The organism is Limnohabitans lacus (assembly GCF_030053395.1).
Classification (GTDB): domain Bacteria; phylum Pseudomonadota; class Gammaproteobacteria; order Burkholderiales; family Burkholderiaceae_C; genus Limnohabitans_A; species Limnohabitans_A lacus.
On record NZ_JASGBH010000010.1, the window covers coordinates 70,478 to 89,965 of the forward strand.

The following is a 19,488-nucleotide window of genomic DNA, read 5'->3' on the forward strand; positions in this document are numbered from 1 at the left end:
TCTCCATGTCTGTTTATTTGATCGGTGACATCCAAGGCTGTGACGGGCCCCTTGAGCGCTTGCTGCAGCAAGTGGCGTTTTCGCCCAGCCGAGACCAGTTGTATGTGCTGGGCGACTTGGTCAACCGCGGACCTGATTCAGCCGGCGTGCTTCGCCGCCTGATGGCCATGGGCTCATCGGTGCAGTGCGTGTTGGGCAACCATGACCTGCACCTGCTGGCCGTGGCCGCTGGGGCCAGCCCCTACAAGCGCCTAGACACGCTGGACAACTTGCTGCAAGCCCCAGATCGCAGCGCCATGCTCGATTGGCTGAGTCACCAGCGCATGGCCATTTATGCCCACGGCATCTTGATGGTCCACGCGGGTGTTTTGCCAGCATGGTCAGTCGATCAAACATTGGCCCTCGCGGCAGAATTCGAAGACGTTTTGCGCAGTCCATTGTTGACCGAGTTTTTGCACCAGATGTATGGCAACCAGCCCGATGCCTGGCGCGACGATCTGCAAGGCATCGACCGTCTGCGCGTGATCGTCAATGCGTTGACGCGCCTGCGTTTTTGTACGGCTGATGGCGTCATGGAATTCAAGGCCAAAGAAGGCGCCAACGCTGCCCCTGCAGGCTTCATGCCCTGGTTCGATGTGCCGGGTCGGCAAACCGCGCAGGTGCCCATCGCCTTCGGTCATTGGTCCACGCTGGGTTGGCTGGGCCGCATGGATGTGCTGGCGCTGGACACCGGTTGCGTCTGGGGCGGCTGCCTGAGCGCCTTGCGTTGGCAGGCCAGTGGGGCGCACGAACTGATTCAGGTCAACTGTCCCCAGGCTCAGCAAGCGGCGTGATCCACCGCTTTGCCGTCATGCATCGCGCGCAATGGCGATCAGATGGCACTGGACCTATCGCCCTGGCCGCCACGCAAAATGACCGCAAAGGGGGGCTGCCGCACATCCTTGGCACAATGGCGGTATGGACTTTTTGCTGATCGCTTTTCTCACCTTGCTCAACGGCGTGTTTGCCATGTCGGAGTTGGCGCTGGCCTCCAGTCGCAAGGCGCGTTTGGCGGTCTTGGAAGAAAGCGGTGACAAAGGTGCGCAGGCCGCATTGAAGCTGCTAGAAGAACCCACGCAATTCCTCTCCACAGTTCAGGTGGGCATCACCTCCATCGGTGTTCTCAACGGGATTGTGGGCGAAGCTGCATTCAGCGCATCGTTGGCGCAGGTGCTGGTCGGTTGGGGCCTCAGCGACTCGGCGGCCAGCGTCAGTGCCACGGCCATTGTGGTGACCCTCATCACCTTCACCACCATCATTTTTGGGGAACTGGTGCCCAAGCGCATCGGGCAGCTCTACCCCGAGCCTGTAGCCCGTGTGGTCGCTCGCCCCATGGCCTGGCTCGCCAAGGTGGCTGGACCGTTTGTGAAGCTGCTTTCGCTGTCAACGCAAGGCATGCTCAAACTCATGCGGATCGACAGCAAGGGCAGCCAGGAAGTCACCGAAGAAGAAATCACCGCCAGTCTGGCCGAAGGCGTGAGCGCGGGCCTGATCGAAGAGCACGAGCATCAGATGGTGCGCAATGTGTTCCACCTGGACGACCGGCCGTTGACTTCCATGATGACACCGCGTGGTGACATCCAGTGGCTAGAAGCGAGCTTGACCACCCGCCAAGCCATGGAGCGCATCAACCAGATGCGCGTCGAGGGCAATCACTCGTGGTACCCCGTTTGCCGCGAAAACCTCGGCCACGTGCAGGGCGTGATCAGTGTGTCGCAATTGCTGTCTTTGCCTGCCGACGATGCGCTCACCTTGGATCACCACGCGCAGACCGCACACTTTGTGCCCGAAACCTTGACCGGCATGGAACTGCTCGAGCAAATGCGCGACCAGCCCAGCCGCATGATGTTTGTGGTGGACGAATATGGCGAAGTGCAGGGCTTGTTGACCCCACTTGACCTGCTTGAAGCCATCACCGGAGAGCTCAAACCCGAGACCCAAACCGATGCCTGGGCTAACCAAAGGGCCGATGGCAGCTGGCTGCTGGACGGTCTGATGCCTGTCAATGAGCTCAAATCGCGTTTGGACATCAAGGATTTACCTGCCGAGGACAAAGGCCGTTACAACACGCTGGCGGGATTGCTTTTGTATGTATTGGGACAACTGCCCGTGGTGACCCAATGCATTGAATTGGACGACTGGGTATTTGAAATCGTCGATTTGGATGGCAGGCGTATTGACAAAGTGTTGGCCACCCGAAAGCATTAATGCTTTTTTCATAATCTTTTGTGCTCATTCGATTTAATTGAAAATCACATGTGAATTCAATTAAATCGGGTATATTCAAGCATCTTTATTATTTATTCAGGAGTTGTGATGAGCCAAAGCTACAAAGATCTTTTGCAACAGCGTGAAGCCCTCGAACAAGCGATTGCCGCTGCCCGTCAGCGCGAAATCTCGGAAGCCGTCGCCAAAGTGCGCGAACTGGTGGCCGAGTATGGCTTGACGGCCAATGACATTTTTCCAGGTCGTGGTGCCAAAGCTGCCAGCAAGCCTGCCAGCAAAGTGGCTGCCAAATACCGTGACCCTGCCACCGGTCAAACTTGGACTGGCCGTGGCAAAGCCCCTAAATGGATCGACGGCAAAGACCGCAATCAGTTTTTGATCGCCTGACTTTCCGGCCTTGCCCTCACAGACACGACTAAACTGGTGTCACCAACCCCGCCCAGGCGGGGTTTTTTATTGGTTTTTTAAAACGCAAAACTTTTTCAAAAGCAGTGATAAAGTCGATCAAAATCCATCTGAAATATTGCCCCTTCTCTTGATTCATGTCCCTTGTGCCATCCCATCTGCCGAACCTTGAAGAAAATCCAGAGCAAAACCGTTGGTATTTGGCCTATACCAAACCAAGGCAAGAGCAAATCGCTCAGCTCAATCTCGAGCAGCAGTCATTTGAAGCTTATTTGCCCCGCTACAAGAAGTTCAAAAAAACCGAGCAAGGTCCTGTCGCGTTGTTTGAGCCCATGTTCCCGCGGTACATCCTTTTTCGACCCCGTCGGGCAGAGCAAAGCATCTCGGTCGTGCGGAGCACCAAAGGCGTGGCCACAATCGTCCGCTTTGGGTTTGAGCCGGCCTTGCTCCATGATGACCTCGTGCGACGCATTCGCCTCATGGAAGAAGACCGCAACCAAGCCACGCTTGTTGAATTGAGCAACCTCAAGGCCGGTCAAACCGTGCGCCTCAAACACACGGCCTTGGGTGATGTGGAAGGGCTGATCCAAAGTGTGTCCAGCAAACGCGTCGCCGTTCTCTTTGAAATCCTTGGCCGCCCTACCGTGGTCCAGGTGGAGCACCACCAGGTCGAAGTGACCGACGTTTGACTGGGGGCCATCGCGTTGCTTTTCACGCAAGGGCTGCCGTGTCTCCACCCGCAGTTTCTGCCTGGATGGCGTGAGCCCGGTGCGCCGGTCCCCTGTTTAAACCCACCGTCAGGCAAGGCCACTAAAATCTATATTCATTCACTTGTATTCGTCCTTTGTCCACGCCCACGCCCCATAACCCACTGCCTCAGCACATTGCCATCATCATGGACGGCAACCGTCGTTGGGCCAAAAAACGCTTCTTGCCTGCAGCCCTGGGCCACGCAGCAGGGGCCAAGCGGGTGCGCGACATCGTCAGCAGCTGCGCGGCGCAGGGCATTGCGCATCTGAGTTTGTTTGCCTTCAGCACCGAAAACTGGAAACGCCCTGAAGAAGAAGTCTCCAGCCTCATGAGCTTGTTCATGACCTACTTGCAAAAAGAGGTTGACAGCATGAATGAGAACGGCGTTCGCCTCAAAGTTGTCGGTGACAAATCACGCTTTTCTCCAGCGCTGCAAGAGCTCATTGTTCGGGCAGAGACCATGACTGCGGCCAACCAAGCCATCACCCTCACGGTGTGTGCCAACTACGGTGGCCGCTGGGACATGATCCAGGCTGCGCAGGCATGGCAAAGCGCCCACCCCGGTCAAAGTCTGCAAGATTTGACGGAAGAAGCCTTGGCGCAACACCTGAGCACCTCTTATGCCCCGGAGGTGGATTTGCTCATCCGCACCGGCGGTGAGTCGCGCATCAGCAACTTCATGCTCTGGCAAGCGGCCTATGCCGAGCTCTTCTATACCGATGACCTGTGGCCCGACTTCACCCCCAAGCGCTTGACCAAGGCCATCGACTGGTTTCAGCACCGTGACCGCCGATTTGGTTCGTCGGCGCCCATCTGATGGGGCGTTAGCCGCACGCCTGAGCCTGCATCTGCCGTGATCTGCCTGAGCGCCCGTAAGCGCTGAACCGAGTGGCGTTGGTGCGGGATCAGACCAGCACGTGGATCTGGGCGGCAGCATTTCGGGCACGTTCAAGGGCGCCTGGGCCTTTGGCCAAGGCCACGGCCATGCGGCGATAGGGCCGGGTGGTGGGCTTGCCGAAGATGCGCACGTCCACGCCGGGTTCGCTCAACGCGGCTTCCACGCCAGTGAATTTCGGGTCTTTGCCTTCCTTGTCGGCCAGCACCACGGCGCTGGCGCCTTCGACGCACTCGATCACGGGGATCGGCAAGCCCAGTACAGCACGGGCGTGCAGGTCGAACTCGCTCAGGTTCTGGCTGATCAGCGTGACCATGCCGGTATCGTGCGGGCGGGGGCTCAGTTCGCTGAAGATGACTTCGTCCTTCGTGACGAAAAACTCCACGCCAAACAAGCCCGCTCCCCCTAAGTCGGTGGTGACTTTTTCGGCCATGTCTTGTGCGGCTTGGATTTGCTCGGGCTTCATGCCTTGGGGTTGCCAGCTGTATTGGTAGTCACCGCGCTCTTGCACGTGGCCAATCGGCGGGCAAAACAGGGTTTGTCCATGGCGTTGGCGCACGGTGAGAAGGGTGATTTCAAATTCGAAATGGATGAACTCTTCGGCGATGACTTTCTGGCGGTCGCCGCGCATGCCGGCGCAGGCGTAGTCCCAGCTGGCTTGGATGTCGGCGGCGGTCTTGGCCACGCTTTGGCCTTTGCCGGACGAGCTCATGACGGGTTTGATGACGACGGGAAAGCCGATTTCGGTGGCGCGGGCCATCAACTCTTCGGCCGATTCGGCATAGCTGAATTTGGCGGTGCGCACCCCCAGGCCCACGGCCACGTCGCGGATGCGGTCGCGGTTCATGGTCAGGTTGGCAGCGCGGGCGCTGGGGATGACTTCAAAGCCTTGTTTTTCCACATCGAGCAGCACTTCGGTGCGGATGGCTTCGATCTCGGGGACGATCAGGTCGGGTTGGTATTTGGCGATGGCTGCACGCAGTGGCGCTTCGTCGAGCATGCTGAACACGCAAAACTCGTCGGCCACTTGCATGGCCGGGGCGCCGGCATAGCTGTCGCAGGCGATGACGTGGCAGCCCAGGCGCTTGGCGCTGATGACGAATTCTTTGCCGAGTTCACCGGAACCCAAAAGCAGTATTTTTTTCATAAGGGTAAAGGGGTAGATAAGGGGACAACACCATTGTTGCTCAGTTGCCTGACACACAACCTGCACATGCGGTGTTCTTGACCTGCATCATGTGTAACCGCCAAGCAGCTTCCCACAATGGTTCGCATGAATGCTGTTTGGACTTGGATGCGCCGACATGGCGGCAAATTGTGGTTGGGCTTACTCGCCCTGTTGCTGGGCGTGGCTTTGCTGCGCTGGTGGATGGGTCCGCATGTGCAGACCGAGGCGGTGCAACGCCGTGATTTGCTGCAAACGGTGGTGGCCAGTGGCCGTGTAGAGACGCCGCACCGGGTGGACATTGGTGCGCAAATCACCGGCACCGTGGCGCGTGTGCCTGTGGCCGAAGGACAGGCCGTCAAAGTGGGGGATGTGCTGATCGAATTGGTCAGCACCGAGTTGCAGTCTGCAAAGCGGCAGGCCGAGCTGGCCGTGATGCAAGCGCAGGGTCGGTTGCGGCAGTTGAACGACGTGCAAGGGCCGGTGCTGCAGCAGACCCTGCGGCAGGCGCAGGCCAGTCTGGACACGGCGCGGGCCAGCTGGCAACGCAATCTGACTTTGTTCGAGCAGGGCTTCATTGGCCAGGCGGCGCTGGACGAATCGCGCAAGGCCTTGGCCTTGGCCGATGCCCAGGTGTTGGCTGCACAAAAACAAGTGGCCTCGACCCAGGCTGGTGGCGCTGAGCACAGCTTGGCCGTGGGCGCTGTGGCCGAGGCGCAGGCCAACGCCGAGGTGGTCAGCGCCAAGGCCCGCTATGCGGTGATCAAGGCTTCTGTGAGTGGCCAGCTGATTGGCCGCAGCGTGGAGGTGGGTGATGTGGTGCAAGCGGGCAAGGTGTTGATGACTTTGTCGCCCGAGGGGGCCATGCAGCTGGTGGTGCAGATCGATGAAAAGAATTTGCGCTTGATGGCAGTGGGGCAGCAGGCGCTGGCCTCGGCCGATGCCTATCCGCAGCAAAAATTCAAAGCTCAGGTGGCTTTCATCAACCCCGGCATCAATGCCCAGACGGGCGCGGCGGAGGTCAAGCTGGATCTGCCCGAGCCGGTGCCATTCCTCAAGCAAGACATGACGGTGTCGGTGGACATGGAGGTGGCGCGCAAGCCGCAAGCGCTGGCGCTGCCAGTGGGGCATGTCAACGACATCAACTTGGCAGCTCCCTGGGTTTGGCTCAGCGAGCAAGGTCATGCGGTGCGCCGCCCGGTGCGGCTTGGCTTGCGCGGTGGCGCGTGGGTGGAGGTGCTGGACGGTTTAAGCGAGGGCGATGCGGTGATCGCTTTGCCCTATACCTTGCGCCAAGGCCAGCGCGTGCGGACTCAGCCCTGAGCAGGCGTGAGCATGTTCAAGCCCTGGTTGCCTTTTGAATGGATTGTGGCGATCCGATTTTTGCGTGAAGGCCGCATGCAGACGGTGTTCATTTTGGTGGGTGTGGCCATTGGGGTGGGTGTGATCGTGTTCATGTCGGCGCTGCTGGCAGGTTTGCAGGGCAACTTCATCGCACGGGTCTTGTCGGCGCAGTCGCACATTCAGCTTTTGCCACCCAAAGAGGTCACGCGCACTTTGCGCCCGGCCACGCCCAGCGAGGTGGATGCCGCCATCGTGCAGCCGCCACTGCAAAGGCTCAAGTCGATCGATCAGTGGCAGTCCTTGATCACGCATGTGCGCGAGATGGCCGACGTGACCGTGGTGGCTCCGGTGGTCAGCGGTTCGGCGCTGGCGGTGCGCGGCAGTGCCAGCCGAGCCATCAGCCTGACGGGGGTAGAGCCCGAGGGGTATTTCCAGATCGTCAAGTTGCCCGAAAAAATCGTGCGCGGCACCCCACGCTTGACGGGGCAGGACATGCTGATCGGCACCGATCTGGCCAGCGACTTGGGCGTGGATGTGGGCGACAAGCTGCGCGTGGCCAATGCGGCGGGCGTGGCCACCACCTTGACCATCAGCGGCGTGTTTGACCTGGGCAACAAGGGTGCCAACCAGCGCAGTACCTTTGTGAGCTTGCGCACGGCACAAAGCCTGCTGGGCTTGCTGGGCGGTGTGAGCAGCATCGAAGTCACGGTGCGCGATGTGTATGCGGCCGAAGTCATCGCTCAGCGCATTCAGGCGGCCACCGGGGTGCAGGCCGACAGCTGGATCAAGACCGGTGCGCAGTTCTTTGCGGCCGTCAGTGCGCAGAGCACAGCCAACACGGCGATCCGTTTTTTTGTAGGGCTGTCGGTGGCCTTTGGCATTGCCAGTGTGTTGGTGGTGTCGGTGGTGCAAAAGTCGCGCGAGATCGGGATCATGCGGGCCATGGGCATTTCACGCGGGCAGGTGCTGCGGGTGTTTTTGCTGCAAGGCGGTTTGCTGGGCTGGGGCGGCGCGGTGCTGGGCTGTGCGGTGGGGGCGTTGGGTTTGGTGTTGTGGCAGCACATGGCCTTGAATGCCGATGGCACGCCGCTGTTTGCGCTGGTGCTCGACCCGACCTTGTTTGTGCTGGCGCTGGGACTGGCCACGCTGACGGGCTTGGCTGCGGCTTACGCACCAGCCTTGCGGGCGGCGCGGCTGGACCCGGTGGAGGCCATTCATGGATGATTCGGAGGTGGTGGTGCGCTTGCAGGGGGTGCGCAAGGCTTTCAATGTGGGCACCGGCATCGAGACCGAGGTGCTGCACGGCATTGACCTGACGCTGCACCGGGGCGACTTTTGCGCGGTCATGGGGCCGTCGGGCTCGGGCAAGAGCACTTTGCTCAACATCATCGGTTTGCTGGACCGGCCGACAACAGGCTTGTTGCAAATGGCGGGCGAAGAAACCACGCTGTTGGCCGACCAGGCCCTCACGCGCTTGCGCGGGCACCACATTGGCTTTGTGTTCCAGTACCACCACCTGATCTCGGCCTTCACGGCTCTTGAGAACGTGATGCTGCCCCTGCTGGGTGCGGCGGGTTTCCCCAATCCAGCCATGCGCGAGCGGGCCGAAGCCCTGCTGGAGAGCGTGGGCCTGACGCCCTGGAAGAACAACATGGCCGGCAACATGAGCGGCGGGCAGCAGCAGCGCGTGTCTTTGGCACGGGCTTTGGCCATGAACCCGGCCTTGCTCTTAGCCGATGAGCCGACCGGCAATCTGGACACCAAAAGCGCGGACGCGGTGTTTGCGCTGCTGCGCCGCATCAACCAGGAGCAGGGCACCACGGTGCTTTTGGTCACGCACAACCCCGAACTGGGCAAGCGCTGTGACAAGACCATCCAGGTGGTGGATGGCCTGATTCAGGCTTAAGCCTGTGTGGCGATGCTTTTCAGTTGTGCGGCTGTGAGGCGGTTGCCGTGCTGGCTGACCACGGCAGCGGCGGCTCGGTTGGCCAATGCGGCGGCTTGCGCCGGGCTTTGGCCATGCGTGATGCCGTACAAAAAGGCCCCGGCAAACATGTCGCCTGCGCCGTTGGTGTCCACGGCCTTGGTGGGCACGGCGGGCACTTCGATGCGCTGCTCGCCTTGCACCACGATGCAGCCTTTGGGGCCGCGTGTCAGGCACACGGTGCTGGCCAGCTGAGACAGCTGGCCGATGATGGTGTCCAGATCGGTCGTGCCGCACCAGGTTTGCGCTTCTTCTTCATTGGCAAATAAATAGTCCAGGCCGTTGCCGATCATGGCTTCCAGACCTTGGCGGCAGAAGTTGATCATGCTCACATCGCTCAGGGTCAAGGCGGTTTGCACTTGGTGCTCGATGGCGATTTGGCGGCCTTTCACACCGGCTTCGAGGCCCGTGGGCGAAGCGGCCAGGTAGCCTTCCATGTAATAGATTTTGGACTTAGCGATGTCTTGCGGGTGCAAGGCGCTCGCGTCCAGTTGCGAAGTCGCGCCAAGAAAGGTGCACATGCTGCGCTCGGCATCGGGCGTGACCAGCACCATGCAGCTGCCGGTCTGGCCTTCTTGGGCGGCGGTGTGGGTCAGGTTGGTGGCCACGCCGTTGGCTTGCAGGTCTTGGCTGTAGAAAGCGCCGAGTTCATCATCGGCCACGCGGCAAGAGTAAAACGCTTTGCCGCCCAGCTGGGCCAGCGCCACCACCGTGTTGCCGGCCGAGCCACCACCGGTGCGACGGGCGTGCAGCCCTTGCACATGGCCCAGCAGTTCGGCGCGTTGCGCGGTGTCGATCAAGGTCATGTGGCGTTTGCTCACGCCCATGGTCTGCAACAAAGCGTCAGAGACTTCGTATTCGGTATCGACCAAGGCATTGCCGATGGCGTAGAGGTGGTAATGGGACATGGTCGGCTCAGAATATCAAAAGCCGTGAGTTTACCGGCCCCATCCGAGCGCGGTTTCTTACAGCAGGCCTTGTTCGGCCATCGACAGCGATTGCCCTTGGCCGACGATGATGTGGTCCAGCACGCGCACATCCACCAAGGCCAAGGAAGCTTTGAGGTTTTGGGTCAAGGCTTCGTCGGCCCGGCTGGGTTGGACCGAGCCGCTGGGGTGGTTGTGCGAGAGCACCACGGCGGCAGCTTGGTGGTGGAGGGCGCGCAAGACGACTTCGCGCGGGTAGACGCTGGTTTGGCTGAGCGTGCCGCGAAAGAGCTCTTCCATGGCCAGCATGCGGTTTTGGCTGTCCAGGAAGAGCACGGCAAAGACTTCGTGGTTTTTGTGGCCCAGCTGCAGTTGCAGGTATTGCTTGACCGCGTCGGGGGTGTGAAAGGCTTCGCGCTCTTGCAGGCGCTGGCTCAGGGCGCGGCGGGCGATTTCAAACACGGCCAGCAGTTCGGCTTGTTTGGCCGGCCCCAGGCCTTTGACCACTTTCAGCGAGCCCGGTGTGGCCTGCAAAAGGCCGGCAATGCCACCGCCAGACAGCAGCTCTTGCGCCAGCTCGAACACGTTTTTGCCGGCCATGCCGGTGCGCAGCAAGATGGCCAAGAGTTCCACATCGCTCAGGGCCTGGGGGCCACGATCGAGCAGTTTTTCACGTGGCCGCGCATCTGGCGGCAGGTCCTTGATGCCCATTTGAAACCCCTCCCTGGCGCAGCCTTGGGGCCCACAAGCCCCCATGAAGGGGACGGGTCAGCCTGGCTTTTTACAATAGTGGCTTCTTTATGCCCGTTTGCCCGCTTCGGCGGCATTCCAGAAAACCCTTATGTCCACAGTCCAACCCGGTTCTTTTTTGACGCTTCACTACCGCCTGGCAGGGCCACAGGGGGACATCATCAACACCTTCCTGGAAAAGCCCGCCACCTTGTCGTTGGGCTCGGGCGAGCTGACCCCGGCCATGGAGCAGCGCCTGATGGGCCTGGCCGAGGGCACCCGCACGGTGCTGGAGTTGCCCGCTGGCGAGGCCTTTGGTGACCACAACCCCGACATGCAGCAGTGGGTGGCGCGCAAGCTGCTCAACGAGCTGGGTGACCCGATGGAAAAATATGCCGCTGGTGATGTGGTGCAGTTCCCCACGCCCGATGGCATGGGCACCTATGCCGGCACGGTCGTGCAGGTGGGCGATGACGGCGCGGTGTTGTTTGATTTCAACCACCCACTGGCGGGTCAGCCCGTGACCTTTGAAGTGCAACTGATCGGGGTGCTGTGATGACTTCTGAAATTTTATTGGCCGAGCCGCGTGGCTTTTGTGCAGGCGTGGACCGGGCGATCGACATCGTCGAGCACGCGCTGGTCAAGTTCGGGCGTCCGATTTACGTGCGCCACGAGATCGTGCACAACACCTATGTGGTCAACGACCTCAAAGACAAGGGCGCGATTTTCATTGAAGAGTTGTCCGAAGTGCCGCCAGGTGCGACGCTGATCTTCAGCGCCCACGGCGTGAGCCTGGCGGTGCAGCAAGAGGCCGAGCGCCGTGGCTTTCGCATTTTTGACGCGACCTGCCCCTTGGTGTCCAAAGTCCATGTGGAGCTGGCCAAGTTGCACAAAGAAGGCTACGAGTTCATCATGATCGGCCACAAGGGCCACCCCGAGGTGGAAGGCACCATGGGCCAGCTCGACAGCGGCATCCACTTGGTGGAAGACGTGGCCGATGTGGCCAAGGCGCAGCCGGCCCAGACCGAGAAACTGGCGGTGGTGACACAGACCACATTGAGCGTGGACGATGCGGCCGAGATCGTGGCGGCGGTCAAAGCGCGTTTTCCGCAGGTGCGCGAGCCCAAGCAGCAAGACATTTGCTACGCCACGCAGAACCGCCAAGACGCGGTCAAATTGCTCAGCCCGCAGGTCGATGTGGTCATCGTCGTGGGCAGCCCCACCAGCTCCAACAGCAACCGCCTGCGCGAGCTGGCCGACCGTTTGGGCACACCCGCCTACATGGTGGACAGCGCGGCCGATCTGGACCCCGCCTGGTTTGACGGCAAGAACAAAGTGGGCCTGACCGCAGGTGCCTCGGCCCCCGATGTGCTGGTGCAGGCGGTGATCCATCGCCTGCGCGATTTGGGTGCGGTGTCGGTGCGCACCTTGGATGGCATCCAGGAAACCATCAAGTTCCCTCTGCCCAAAGGTCTGAAGCTGGATTGAAAAACGGGAAGACTTTGTCGCGGCGCTCCTGCCCATGTAGCGCTGATGTCATCGCGGGCCAAGCCTGACGATCCTGTCCCCAAACGTGAGTGCCAGCGGGGTTCACTACAATGCGGGGATGCTTGATATTGTTCTTCTCCGCAAAGATCTGGACGCTGCCGTAGCGCGTTTGCAGACCCGTAAAAATCCCCAGCCATTCCTGAATGTGGACGCCTTCCGCGCTTTGGAAGGCGAGCGCAAAACGCTGCAGACCCGCACCGAAGAGTTGCAAAGCCAGCGCAACAGCCTGTCCAAGCAAATTGGCATGCTCAAGGGCAAAGGCCAACACGCCGAAGCCGATGCGGTGATGGCCCAGGTGAGCGCCATCAAAGACGAGCTGGAGGCTTCGGCCCAACGCCTGGATGTGCTGCAAGCCGAGTTGCAGAGCCTGCTCTTGGCGGTGCCCAATTTGCCGCATGAGAGCGTGCCTGTGGGCGAGGACGAGCACGGCAACATGGAGGTGCGCCGCTGGGGTGCCGTGCGTGCGTTTGACTTTGAAGTCAAAGACCACGTGGACATTGGCGAGAAGCTGGGCTTGGACTTTGACACGGGTGTCAAATTGTCAGGCTCGCGCTTCACCTTCATGCGCGGCCCGATTGCGCAACTGCACCGCGCTTTGGCGCAGTTCATGCTCGATACGCAAACCCGTGAGCACGGTTACACCGAGTGCTACACGCCCTACATTGTCAATGCCGACACCTTGCGCGGCACCGGCCAGTTGCCCAAGTTCGAAGCCGATTTGTTTGCTGCCAACAAAGGCGGCCAAGAGGGCGAGGAAAGCCAGGCCCTGTATTTGATCCCGACCTCGGAAGTCACGTTGACCAATGTGGTGCGCGATGAAATCGTGGCCGAGAGCGACTTGCCGATCAAGTTGACGGCGCACACGCCTTGCTTCCGTTCGGAAGCCGGCAGCGGCGGGCGCGATGTGCGCGGCCTGATCCGTCAGCACCAGTTTGACAAAGTCGAGATGGTGCAGATCGTGCACCCCGAAAAAAGCTATGAAGCCCTCGAAGCCATGACCGGCCACGCCGAGGCCATCTTGCAAAAGCTGGGCTTGCCTTACCGCGTGATGAGCTTGTGCACCGGTGACATGGGCTTTGGCGCGACCAAGACCTACGACCTGGAGGTCTGGGTGCCGGCGCAACAAACTTACCGCGAGATCAGCTCGGTGTCCAATTGCGAGGCCTTCCAGGCGCGCCGCTTGCAGGCCCGTTTCAAAAACGCGCAAGGCAAGAACGAACTGGTCCACACCTTGAACGGTTCTGGCCTGGCCGTGGGCCGTGCGCTGGTGGCGGTCCTCGAGAATTACCAAAATGCCGATGGCTCCGTGACGGTGCCCGAGGTGCTGCGCCCCTACATGGGGGGGCAGGCGCTCTTGAGCGCTTGACCTCAGACGAATGCCTTCAAGGAGACTGCCTGTGACCTCACGTTTGACTTTCATCGCTGCGGCGTTGCTGGTGGTTTTTCTGTCGGCTTGCTCCAGCGCGCCACCTGCGCCTTCTGTCAGCCTGGGTGCAGATGGCAAGGTCCCCCATGCCAACCAGTTGCTGGGGCAACTCAGTTTGCCCACAGGCGCTCGCTTGCTGGGCGATCAGTCGCTCATCATCGGTTCGGGGGACAGCTGGGTCGGGCGTGTGGTGCTCGATGTGGGGCGCAACCCAGATGCGGCTTATGCCTTCTTCTTGGACACCTACCCTGCACAGGGTTGGACGGTGGTCTCAGCAGTGCGTGGCAAAACCAGTTTGCTGGTCTTGACCCGCCAAGAGCGAACTGCCACGGTGGAATTGATCGATGGCGGCATGCTGGTCAACAGCCAAGTCATCTTGACCATGGCACCACGCAATGCCCCAGTGATGTCGCCCAAAAAGCCCTGAGGGGTCTGATAGAATCACAGGCTCGACAAGATACTCAGGAGCGATGGCAGAGTGGTCGAATGCGCCGGACTCGAAATCCGGTATACGGTTATACCGTATCGAGGGTTCGAATCCCTCTTGCTCCGCCAACACAAAAACCCCGCCATGCGGGGTTTTTTCTTGGCAAATTTGAATCGAAACAACGACGAACAAATAAGGTATTGACCATGAAATTTTTGAAATCGCTGGCTGTGGTGCTCTGCGCTTTGGCTTTGTCTGGCTGCACATTGCTGGCCATCGCCGATGCGGCAGGCTCTGCTGTGGTGTACGGTGTCAAGACCACCGTGAATGTGCTCGATGCAGTGACGCCGGACATCATCAACAAGAAATAAAAAAAGCCCCGAAGATCGGGGCTTTTTTCTGAGGCCGATGGCCAGGGTTTATATACCCAACCAGCCGTTGGTGCGGGCAAAGTGCAGCGCCTGTGTGCGGCTGTTGACGCCCAGGCGGCGAAACAGGCGCCAGAAGTGGACCTTCACCGTGTGTTCGCTGATGTCGAGCTTTTCGGCAATGTCGCGGTTGGACAGGCCTTGGTCCAACATCAAAATCAGTTGCTTTTGACGCTTGGACAGCTTCGTGGGCCCAGCGGCAGGATTGGCGGCCTCGTCTGCAGACGCTTCATCTGTGACCAGCAAGGCACGCAGTGCAGCAATGATTTGCGTTGGGCTGTTGGATTTTTCGATGAACACGTCGGCACCGGCCTGCATGCAACGTTCTTCGAATTCACTGGCGCTGGAGCTGGTCACGACGGCCAAGGGTACATCGGGGTATTTGGCTTTGATCAGTTGAACGCCGGACATGCCCAGTGTGTCTGGCAATTGCAAATCCAAACAAAACAATTCCGGCGCTCCGTTTTTTTCGACCGTGGATTCGACCACGTTCAGCTTGGGAATGGGGATGATTTTCAGGCCCGGTTTGACGCGATGAACCAGCATGGTCAGCGCGTCGCGCATCAGTGGATGGTCGTCGATGACGTAAACAGTCATGATTTGAATCTCGGTGTTAGTCGGAAAGTATAAGGATAGCAGTTATTTCGTAGTTTTGCAGAAATATTGTTGAAATCGACAAAATCATTTCTTTGTTTTTTCGTTGGCAGTTTGCAACAACGCGAGGTTTTCTGCCAGCAGAGATTGTGCTTGCGGGCTCAGGGGTTCAAGCCAAGCGCTCAAAGCGGGCAGGCCATCTATCCCCTCAGACTGCAAGCGGCCAATGGTCTGTCCGGCGTCTTTGGGCGATGCAAAGCCATGGCTTTGCAACAACACTTGCCCTTGGGCATCGACCAGCTTGAAATAAAACAGCCCATCCTTTTCGCGGTATTGCTTGAAGCTGGGCAAGGCCACTTTGACCTCTTTGACGGCCGCACCACGGCTGCCAGAGGCCAGAGCGCGCAAGCCCACGGCATGCCGCAGTTCTTGGATGAACGGCGTCGCCATCTGCCGGGCTTTGTCAGCGCCGGCCAGCAAGATTTGATCGAGCTTGGCGGGGTTGTGGATCAGTTCTTGGTACTGGTCGCGCATGGGCGCGATTTCGCGGTCGATGCGTTCAAACAGCACTTGCTTGGCATCCCCCCAAGCGATGCCGTCGGCAAAGGCCTGGGCCAGTGCGGCGGTTTCTTCGGCGCTGGCAAAGGCTTGGTAAATCTGGAACAGGGCCGAGCCCTCGGTGCTCTTGGCTTGGCCAGGCGCCTTGGAGTCGGTCACGATGCTGGCGATCTGCTTGCGCATTTGCGCAGCGGGTGCAAAAAGCGGGATGGTGTTGTCGTAGCTCTTGCTCATCTTGCGGCCATCCAGACCGGGCAACAGTGCGACGGATTCTTCGACCACGGCTTCGGGCAAGACGAAGTGTTCGCCGTACAAGTGGTTGAAACTGGACGCCATGTCGCGGGCCATCTCGATGTGTTGGATCTGGTCGCGGCCCACCGGCACTTTGTGCGCCTTGAACATCAGAATGTCGGCGCCCATGAGCACAGGGTACATGAACAGGCCTGCGGTCACGTCGGCATCGGTGTCGTGGCCCGCAGCGTTGTTTTTGTCCACCGCCGCCTTGTAGGCGTGGGCGCGGTTGAGTACGCCTTTGCCTGTCACGCAAGTCAGGAACCAGGTCAGCTCTGGGATTTCGGGAATGTCGGACTGGCGGTAGAAGGTGACCTTGTCGGTGTCCAGGCCTGAGGCGATCCAGCTGGCGGCAATCTCCAGCGTGGAGCGCTGGATGCGGGCCGGGTCATCGCACTTGATGAGCGCGTGGTAATCGGCCAGGAAATAAAAACCATCGGTGTTGGCGTTGCGGCTGGCCTGCACGGTGGGGCGAATGGCGCCCACATAGTTGCCCAGGTGGGGCGTGCCGGTGGTGGTGATGCCCGTCAGGACGCGGGTGCGGTTGGAAGTGGTCATGGTGAATGTCAACAAATAAGGTGCAGGGCTCAGGCTTTAGCGGATCAGCGCGGCCAAGGGGCTCAGGGTCAGTTTGAGCAGGTCAAAGGTGATGCCGATCAGCGGTTGCATCCACAGGCTGTTGACCACACCGGAGATGACCAGCGCCATGACGATGAAAAAGCCCCAGGGCTCGATTTTGGACACCAACAGCGCCTGCCGCCAGGGCAGCAAGCCCACCAAGATGCGGCCACCGTCCAGCGGGGGCAGGGGGAACAGGTTGAAGGCGAACATGACCACATTCGTCAGCATGCCGGCTTTGCACATCTCGATGAAAAAGCGCTCGGTGATGCCGGCACCCGCCAGCACATACAGCGCGATGCCCCACAGCAGCGCTTGCAGCAAATTGGCCGCAGGTCCGGCCAAGGCCACCCAGACCATGTCGCGCTTGGGGTGGCGTAATCGGTCAAAGCGCACCGGCACCGGTTTGGCATAACCGAACAGGAATGCACCCCCGGTGCTGAAGTACAGCAGCAGTGGCATCAAGATCGTGCCCATGGGGTCGATGTGCGGCAGCGGGTTGAGCGTCACACGCCCCAACATGGCCGCTGTCGAATCGCCCAAGCGCTGCGCGGCGTAGCCGTGTGCGGCTTCGTGCAGGGTGATGGCAAAGATCACCGGCAGGGCGTAGATCAGGACGGTTTGAATGAGGTCAGAAATGTTCACTCCCCGATTGTCTCAGACCTCAAGCCGCTCACAGCCCCAGCAGCGCCGGATCGCCTTGTCCCTGGCGCAAGACTTCGGGGCTGTCACCGGTCATGTCGACCACGGTGGTGGGCTCCAGGGTGCAGGCGCCGGCGTCGATGACGGCGCCCACTTGGTGTTCCAGGCGTTCGCGGATTTCTTCGGGGACGTTCAGCGGCCCGTCATCGCCGGCCAGGATCAAGGTGGCGGCCAGCAGGGGGGCCCCGTGCAGCTCGAGCAGGTCTTGCAGGACTTTGTGATCGGGCACGCGCAGGCCGATGGTTTTGCGCTGCGGGTGGCTCACGCGGCGGGGCACTTCTTTGGTCGCTTCCAAAATGAAGGTGAAGGCCCCAGGCGTGGCTTGCTTGATGATGCGGAACTGTTTGTTGTCCACGCGGGCGTAATTGGCCAGCTCGCTCAGGTCGCGACACAGCAAGGTCAGGTGGTGTTTGTCGTCCACGCCGCGCACCCGCCGCAGCTGGTCGGCCGCAGCCTTGTCGTCCAGGTGGCAGACCAGGGCATAGCTGGAGTCGGTGGGCACCGCCAGTACGCTGCCTTGGTTGAGCAACTGCACGGCTTGCTTGAGCAAACGGGCTTGAGGGTTGTCGGGGTGGACGCTGAAAAACTGGGCCATGGCAATTCAGGATTCAATCGGTTCGATGGTCACGCGGCTCTCGCGCACGGTGAGCCAGGCCCCCAGCCCACCGCAGACTGCGATCAGGGCCATGCCGGCAAAGGTCCACTGGTCAGGCAGATGGTTGAACACCACCCAGCCGCCGATCACGCCAAAAGCGATCTGCGCGTACATGTAGGGCGTGAGCGTGGCCGCAGGTGCGCGGGCATAAGCCAAGATCAACAGAAAGTGGCCAATCGAGGCCAGCACACCCATGATCAAGAGCTGCAACCAGACGGTCCAGTCGGCGGGCATCTCCCACACGAAGGGCAGGGCCACGGTGGCCAAGGTGGTGCCGATCCAGCCGGTGTAAAAGTGCATGGTGATCGGGTCTTCGGTCTTGGCCATGTGGCTGGTCAGGATCTGGAAGGCCGAGTTGGTGCCCACCAGCATCAGGGGCAACAGGACTGTCCAGTCAAAGTGGTGCGTGCCCGGCCGGATGATGACCAAGGTGCCGATGAAGCCGCCGGCCACCAGCGCCCAACGCATGGGGCGGATTTTTTCTTTCAGCTTCCACGCGGCAAACACGGTGATGACCAAAGGGGCGAGCAAAGCAATGGCCGTGAACTCGCCCACCGGCATGTACTTGAGGCTGAAAAACGCCAGGATGGAGCAGGCAAACAGCAGCAGGCCACGGGCCAGTTGAAAGCGGGGGTGACGCGTCAAGAACACCCTGCGGCCACGGCTGGGCCAAACCGCCACGGTGGTGATCAAGGCCTGGATGGCGTAGCGAAACCACAGCGCCACCATCAAAGAAATGCTGGCGCTGATGTGCCGTGTGGTGGTGTCCAGCGTGGCAAAACAGGCCAAAGCCAAGACCACCAGGCCGATGCCTTGCAAGGTGTTGTGGGTGGGCCTTCTCACTGGATGCGATCGGCCAGCAGTTCCCACACAGGGGTCAACTGGCCAGGCAGCAGGGGCAAGGTGCCCAGATCGATCCGGCTTTCGGTGGGGCTGTGGAAATCGCTGCCGCGCGATGCAGCCAGGCCAAACTCCAAAGCCGTTTCAGCGTAGCGCACCGCTTCTTGCGAGGAGTGGCTGCCGGTGATGACCTCCACGCCGCGTCCGCCGTGCGTCTTGAATTCGCTGAACAATGCGTACTCTTCGTTGGGCGTGAAGCCATAGCGTGCAGGGTGCGCGATCACGGCCATGCCGCCGGCATCGGTGATCCACTGCACCGCGTCTTGCAGGCGGGCCCAGCGGTGCGGCACGTAGCCCGGCTTGCCTTCGGTCAAGAATTTGCGAAACACCTCGGGGGTGTCTGAGCACACGCCGGTCTCGACCAGATGGCGAGCGAAGTGGGTGCGCGAGATCAATTCGGGGTTGCCCACGTACTGCAGGGCACCTTCATAGGCGTTCAAGATGCCGACTTTGGCCAGGCCATCGGACATTTCTTGGGCGCGTTCGCTGCGGCCACCGCGCGTGCGGCGCAGGCCTTCGACCAGGCCCGTGTGGTGGGCATCAAAGCCCAGGCCCACGATGTGCACGGTTTGGTTGGCGAAGGTGACCGAGATCTCGGTGCCGGTGAGGTAGGGCATGCCGCAAGCGCGGGCGGCGGCCAGGGCCCGGTCTTGGCCGCCCACTTCGTCGTGGTCGGTCAAGGCCCAGAGCTCGACCCCATTGGCTTTGGCGCGTTCGGCCAGAACTTCGGGGGTGAGGGTGCCGTCAGAGACAACGGAATGGCAGTGCAGGTCTGCGTTCATGTAGGTTTTCACGCGTCTATTTTAGGCCTTGCCAACAGCCCTGCCGCTGGGCGGGTCGCAGGGCCTGACCGATAATGGGGGACATGAACCCGAATG

Annotated in this window: 22 protein-coding genes and 1 tRNA gene; 14 read left to right on the forward strand and 9 right to left on the reverse strand. The window is 60.5% G+C overall.

Annotated elements, in window-relative coordinates; genetic code table 11:
- The first annotated feature begins 5 nt into the window (after window positions 1–5).
- The 5 genes from QLQ16_RS13355 (at window position 6) to uppS (ending at window position 4,237) form a co-directional block, all read left to right on the forward strand.
- Window positions 6–833, forward strand: a complete 828-nt coding sequence (locus tag QLQ16_RS13355; protein ID WP_283225159.1) for a symmetrical bis(5'-nucleosyl)-tetraphosphatase — start codon at window positions 6–8, stop codon at window positions 831–833.
- A gap of 124 nt (window positions 834–957) precedes the next feature.
- Entirely contained in the window at window positions 958–2,247 is a 1,290-nt protein-coding gene (locus QLQ16_RS13360; RefSeq protein WP_283225160.1) for a hemolysin family protein, read from the forward strand.
- Between the two features lie 108 nt (window positions 2,248–2,355).
- Complete coding sequence (locus tag QLQ16_RS13365; protein ID WP_283225161.1) at window positions 2,356–2,652, forward strand: H-NS histone family protein; 297 nt, start codon at window positions 2,356–2,358, stop codon at window positions 2,650–2,652.
- A gap of 155 nt (window positions 2,653–2,807) precedes the next feature.
- Window positions 2,808–3,359: a transcription termination/antitermination protein NusG gene (nusG, locus tag QLQ16_RS13370; RefSeq protein ID WP_283225162.1), complete on the forward strand. Its 552-nt coding sequence runs from the start codon at window positions 2,808–2,810 to the stop codon at window positions 3,357–3,359.
- 182 nt (window positions 3,360–3,541) lie between these two features.
- The gene (gene uppS / locus QLQ16_RS13375; RefSeq protein ID WP_283225238.1) at window positions 3,542–4,237 is read left to right on the forward strand and encodes a polyprenyl diphosphate synthase; all 696 of its coding nucleotides are present in this window, start codon (window positions 3,542–3,544) and stop codon (window positions 4,235–4,237) included.
- 88 nt (window positions 4,238–4,325) lie between these two features.
- On the opposite strand, the gene purT is transcribed toward uppS, so the two are convergent.
- Entirely contained in the window at window positions 4,326–5,462 is a 1,137-nt protein-coding gene (gene purT, locus QLQ16_RS13380; protein WP_283225163.1) for a formate-dependent phosphoribosylglycinamide formyltransferase, read from the reverse strand.
- Between the two features lie 126 nt (window positions 5,463–5,588).
- Between purT and QLQ16_RS13385 the strand changes: the two genes are divergently transcribed.
- From QLQ16_RS13385 to QLQ16_RS13395, 3 genes are read left to right on the forward strand one after another with little or no spacing between them, the layout of a single operon-like run.
- Window positions 5,589–6,803 (forward strand): efflux RND transporter periplasmic adaptor subunit, encoded by a 1,215-nt coding sequence (locus tag QLQ16_RS13385; RefSeq protein ID WP_283225164.1) that lies wholly within the window; start codon window positions 5,589–5,591, stop codon window positions 6,801–6,803.
- A 12-nt stretch (window positions 6,804–6,815) separates the two neighbouring features.
- A complete protein-coding gene (locus tag QLQ16_RS13390) occupies window positions 6,816–8,048 on the forward strand; it encodes an ABC transporter permease (protein WP_283225165.1) in 1,233 nt (410 codons plus the stop codon).
- On the forward strand, window positions 8,041–8,730 hold the full coding sequence (locus tag QLQ16_RS13395; RefSeq protein ID WP_283225166.1) for an ABC transporter ATP-binding protein: 690 nt from the start codon (window positions 8,041–8,043) through the stop codon (window positions 8,728–8,730). The genes QLQ16_RS13390 and QLQ16_RS13395 overlap by 8 nt, the downstream gene beginning before the upstream one ends.
- Here QLQ16_RS13395 and QLQ16_RS13400 read toward each other — a convergent pair.
- Window positions 8,727–9,716 (reverse strand): adenosine kinase, encoded by a 990-nt coding sequence (locus QLQ16_RS13400; RefSeq protein WP_283225167.1) that lies wholly within the window; start codon window positions 9,714–9,716, stop codon window positions 8,727–8,729. The two genes, QLQ16_RS13395 and QLQ16_RS13400, sit on opposite strands and share 4 nt — an antisense overlap.
- Window positions 9,717–9,773: 57 nt before the next feature.
- Complete coding sequence (gene radC, locus QLQ16_RS13405) at window positions 9,774–10,445, reverse strand: RadC family protein (protein ID WP_283225168.1); 672 nt, start codon at window positions 10,443–10,445, stop codon at window positions 9,774–9,776.
- 130 nt (window positions 10,446–10,575) lie between these two features.
- Here radC and QLQ16_RS13410 point away from each other — a divergent pair, with 130 nt between their 5' ends.
- The 6 genes from QLQ16_RS13410 to QLQ16_RS13435 all read left to right on the forward strand — a co-directional run bounded on the left by QLQ16_RS13410 (window position 10,576) and on the right by QLQ16_RS13435 (window position 14,235).
- The gene (locus QLQ16_RS13410; protein WP_283225169.1) at window positions 10,576–11,019 is read left to right on the forward strand and encodes an FKBP-type peptidyl-prolyl cis-trans isomerase; all 444 of its coding nucleotides are present in this window, start codon (window positions 10,576–10,578) and stop codon (window positions 11,017–11,019) included.
- Window positions 11,019–11,951 (forward strand): 4-hydroxy-3-methylbut-2-enyl diphosphate reductase, encoded by a 933-nt coding sequence (ispH, locus tag QLQ16_RS13415; protein ID WP_283225170.1) that lies wholly within the window; start codon window positions 11,019–11,021, stop codon window positions 11,949–11,951. The genes QLQ16_RS13410 and ispH overlap by 1 nt, the downstream gene beginning before the upstream one ends.
- Before the next feature lie 118 nt (window positions 11,952–12,069).
- Window positions 12,070–13,377, forward strand: coding sequence for a serine--tRNA ligase (gene serS / locus QLQ16_RS13420; protein ID WP_283225171.1), 1,308 nt, complete (start codon window positions 12,070–12,072; stop codon window positions 13,375–13,377).
- 31 nt (window positions 13,378–13,408) lie between these two features.
- The gene (locus QLQ16_RS13425; protein WP_283225172.1) at window positions 13,409–13,864 is read left to right on the forward strand and encodes a hypothetical protein; all 456 of its coding nucleotides are present in this window, start codon (window positions 13,409–13,411) and stop codon (window positions 13,862–13,864) included.
- Between the two features lie 37 nt (window positions 13,865–13,901).
- Window positions 13,902–13,992 (forward strand) — tRNA-Ser (locus tag QLQ16_RS13430).
- A gap of 78 nt (window positions 13,993–14,070) precedes the next feature.
- Complete coding sequence (locus QLQ16_RS13435; protein WP_283225173.1) at window positions 14,071–14,235, forward strand: hypothetical protein; 165 nt, start codon at window positions 14,071–14,073, stop codon at window positions 14,233–14,235.
- Between the two features lie 48 nt (window positions 14,236–14,283).
- Here the strand turns inward: QLQ16_RS13435 and QLQ16_RS13440 are convergent, their stop codons facing one another.
- The 6 genes from QLQ16_RS13440 to QLQ16_RS13465 all read right to left on the reverse strand — a co-directional run bounded on the left by QLQ16_RS13440 (window position 14,284) and on the right by QLQ16_RS13465 (window position 19,392).
- Complete coding sequence (locus tag QLQ16_RS13440; protein WP_283225174.1) at window positions 14,284–14,889, reverse strand: response regulator transcription factor; 606 nt, start codon at window positions 14,887–14,889, stop codon at window positions 14,284–14,286.
- A gap of 84 nt (window positions 14,890–14,973) precedes the next feature.
- The gene (locus tag QLQ16_RS13445; RefSeq protein ID WP_283225175.1) at window positions 14,974–16,293 is read right to left on the reverse strand and encodes a tryptophan--tRNA ligase; all 1,320 of its coding nucleotides are present in this window, start codon (window positions 16,291–16,293) and stop codon (window positions 14,974–14,976) included.
- A 36-nt stretch (window positions 16,294–16,329) separates the two neighbouring features.
- Window positions 16,330–16,998, reverse strand: coding sequence for a site-2 protease family protein (locus QLQ16_RS13450; protein WP_283225176.1), 669 nt, complete (start codon window positions 16,996–16,998; stop codon window positions 16,330–16,332).
- A 28-nt stretch (window positions 16,999–17,026) separates the two neighbouring features.
- Window positions 17,027–17,650 (reverse strand): L-threonylcarbamoyladenylate synthase, encoded by a 624-nt coding sequence (locus QLQ16_RS13455; protein WP_283225177.1) that lies wholly within the window; start codon window positions 17,648–17,650, stop codon window positions 17,027–17,029.
- A gap of 6 nt (window positions 17,651–17,656) precedes the next feature.
- Window positions 17,657–18,553, reverse strand: a complete 897-nt coding sequence (locus QLQ16_RS13460; RefSeq protein WP_283225178.1) for a DMT family transporter — start codon at window positions 18,551–18,553, stop codon at window positions 17,657–17,659.
- Window positions 18,550–19,392 carry a 3',5'-nucleoside bisphosphate phosphatase gene (locus tag QLQ16_RS13465; RefSeq protein ID WP_283225179.1) on the reverse strand — a complete coding sequence of 281 codons (843 nt, stop codon included), beginning with the start codon at window positions 19,390–19,392 and terminating at the stop codon, window positions 18,550–18,552. Before QLQ16_RS13465 ends, QLQ16_RS13460 begins: the two co-directional genes overlap by 4 nt.
- Window positions 19,393–19,488: the final 96 nt, after the last annotated feature.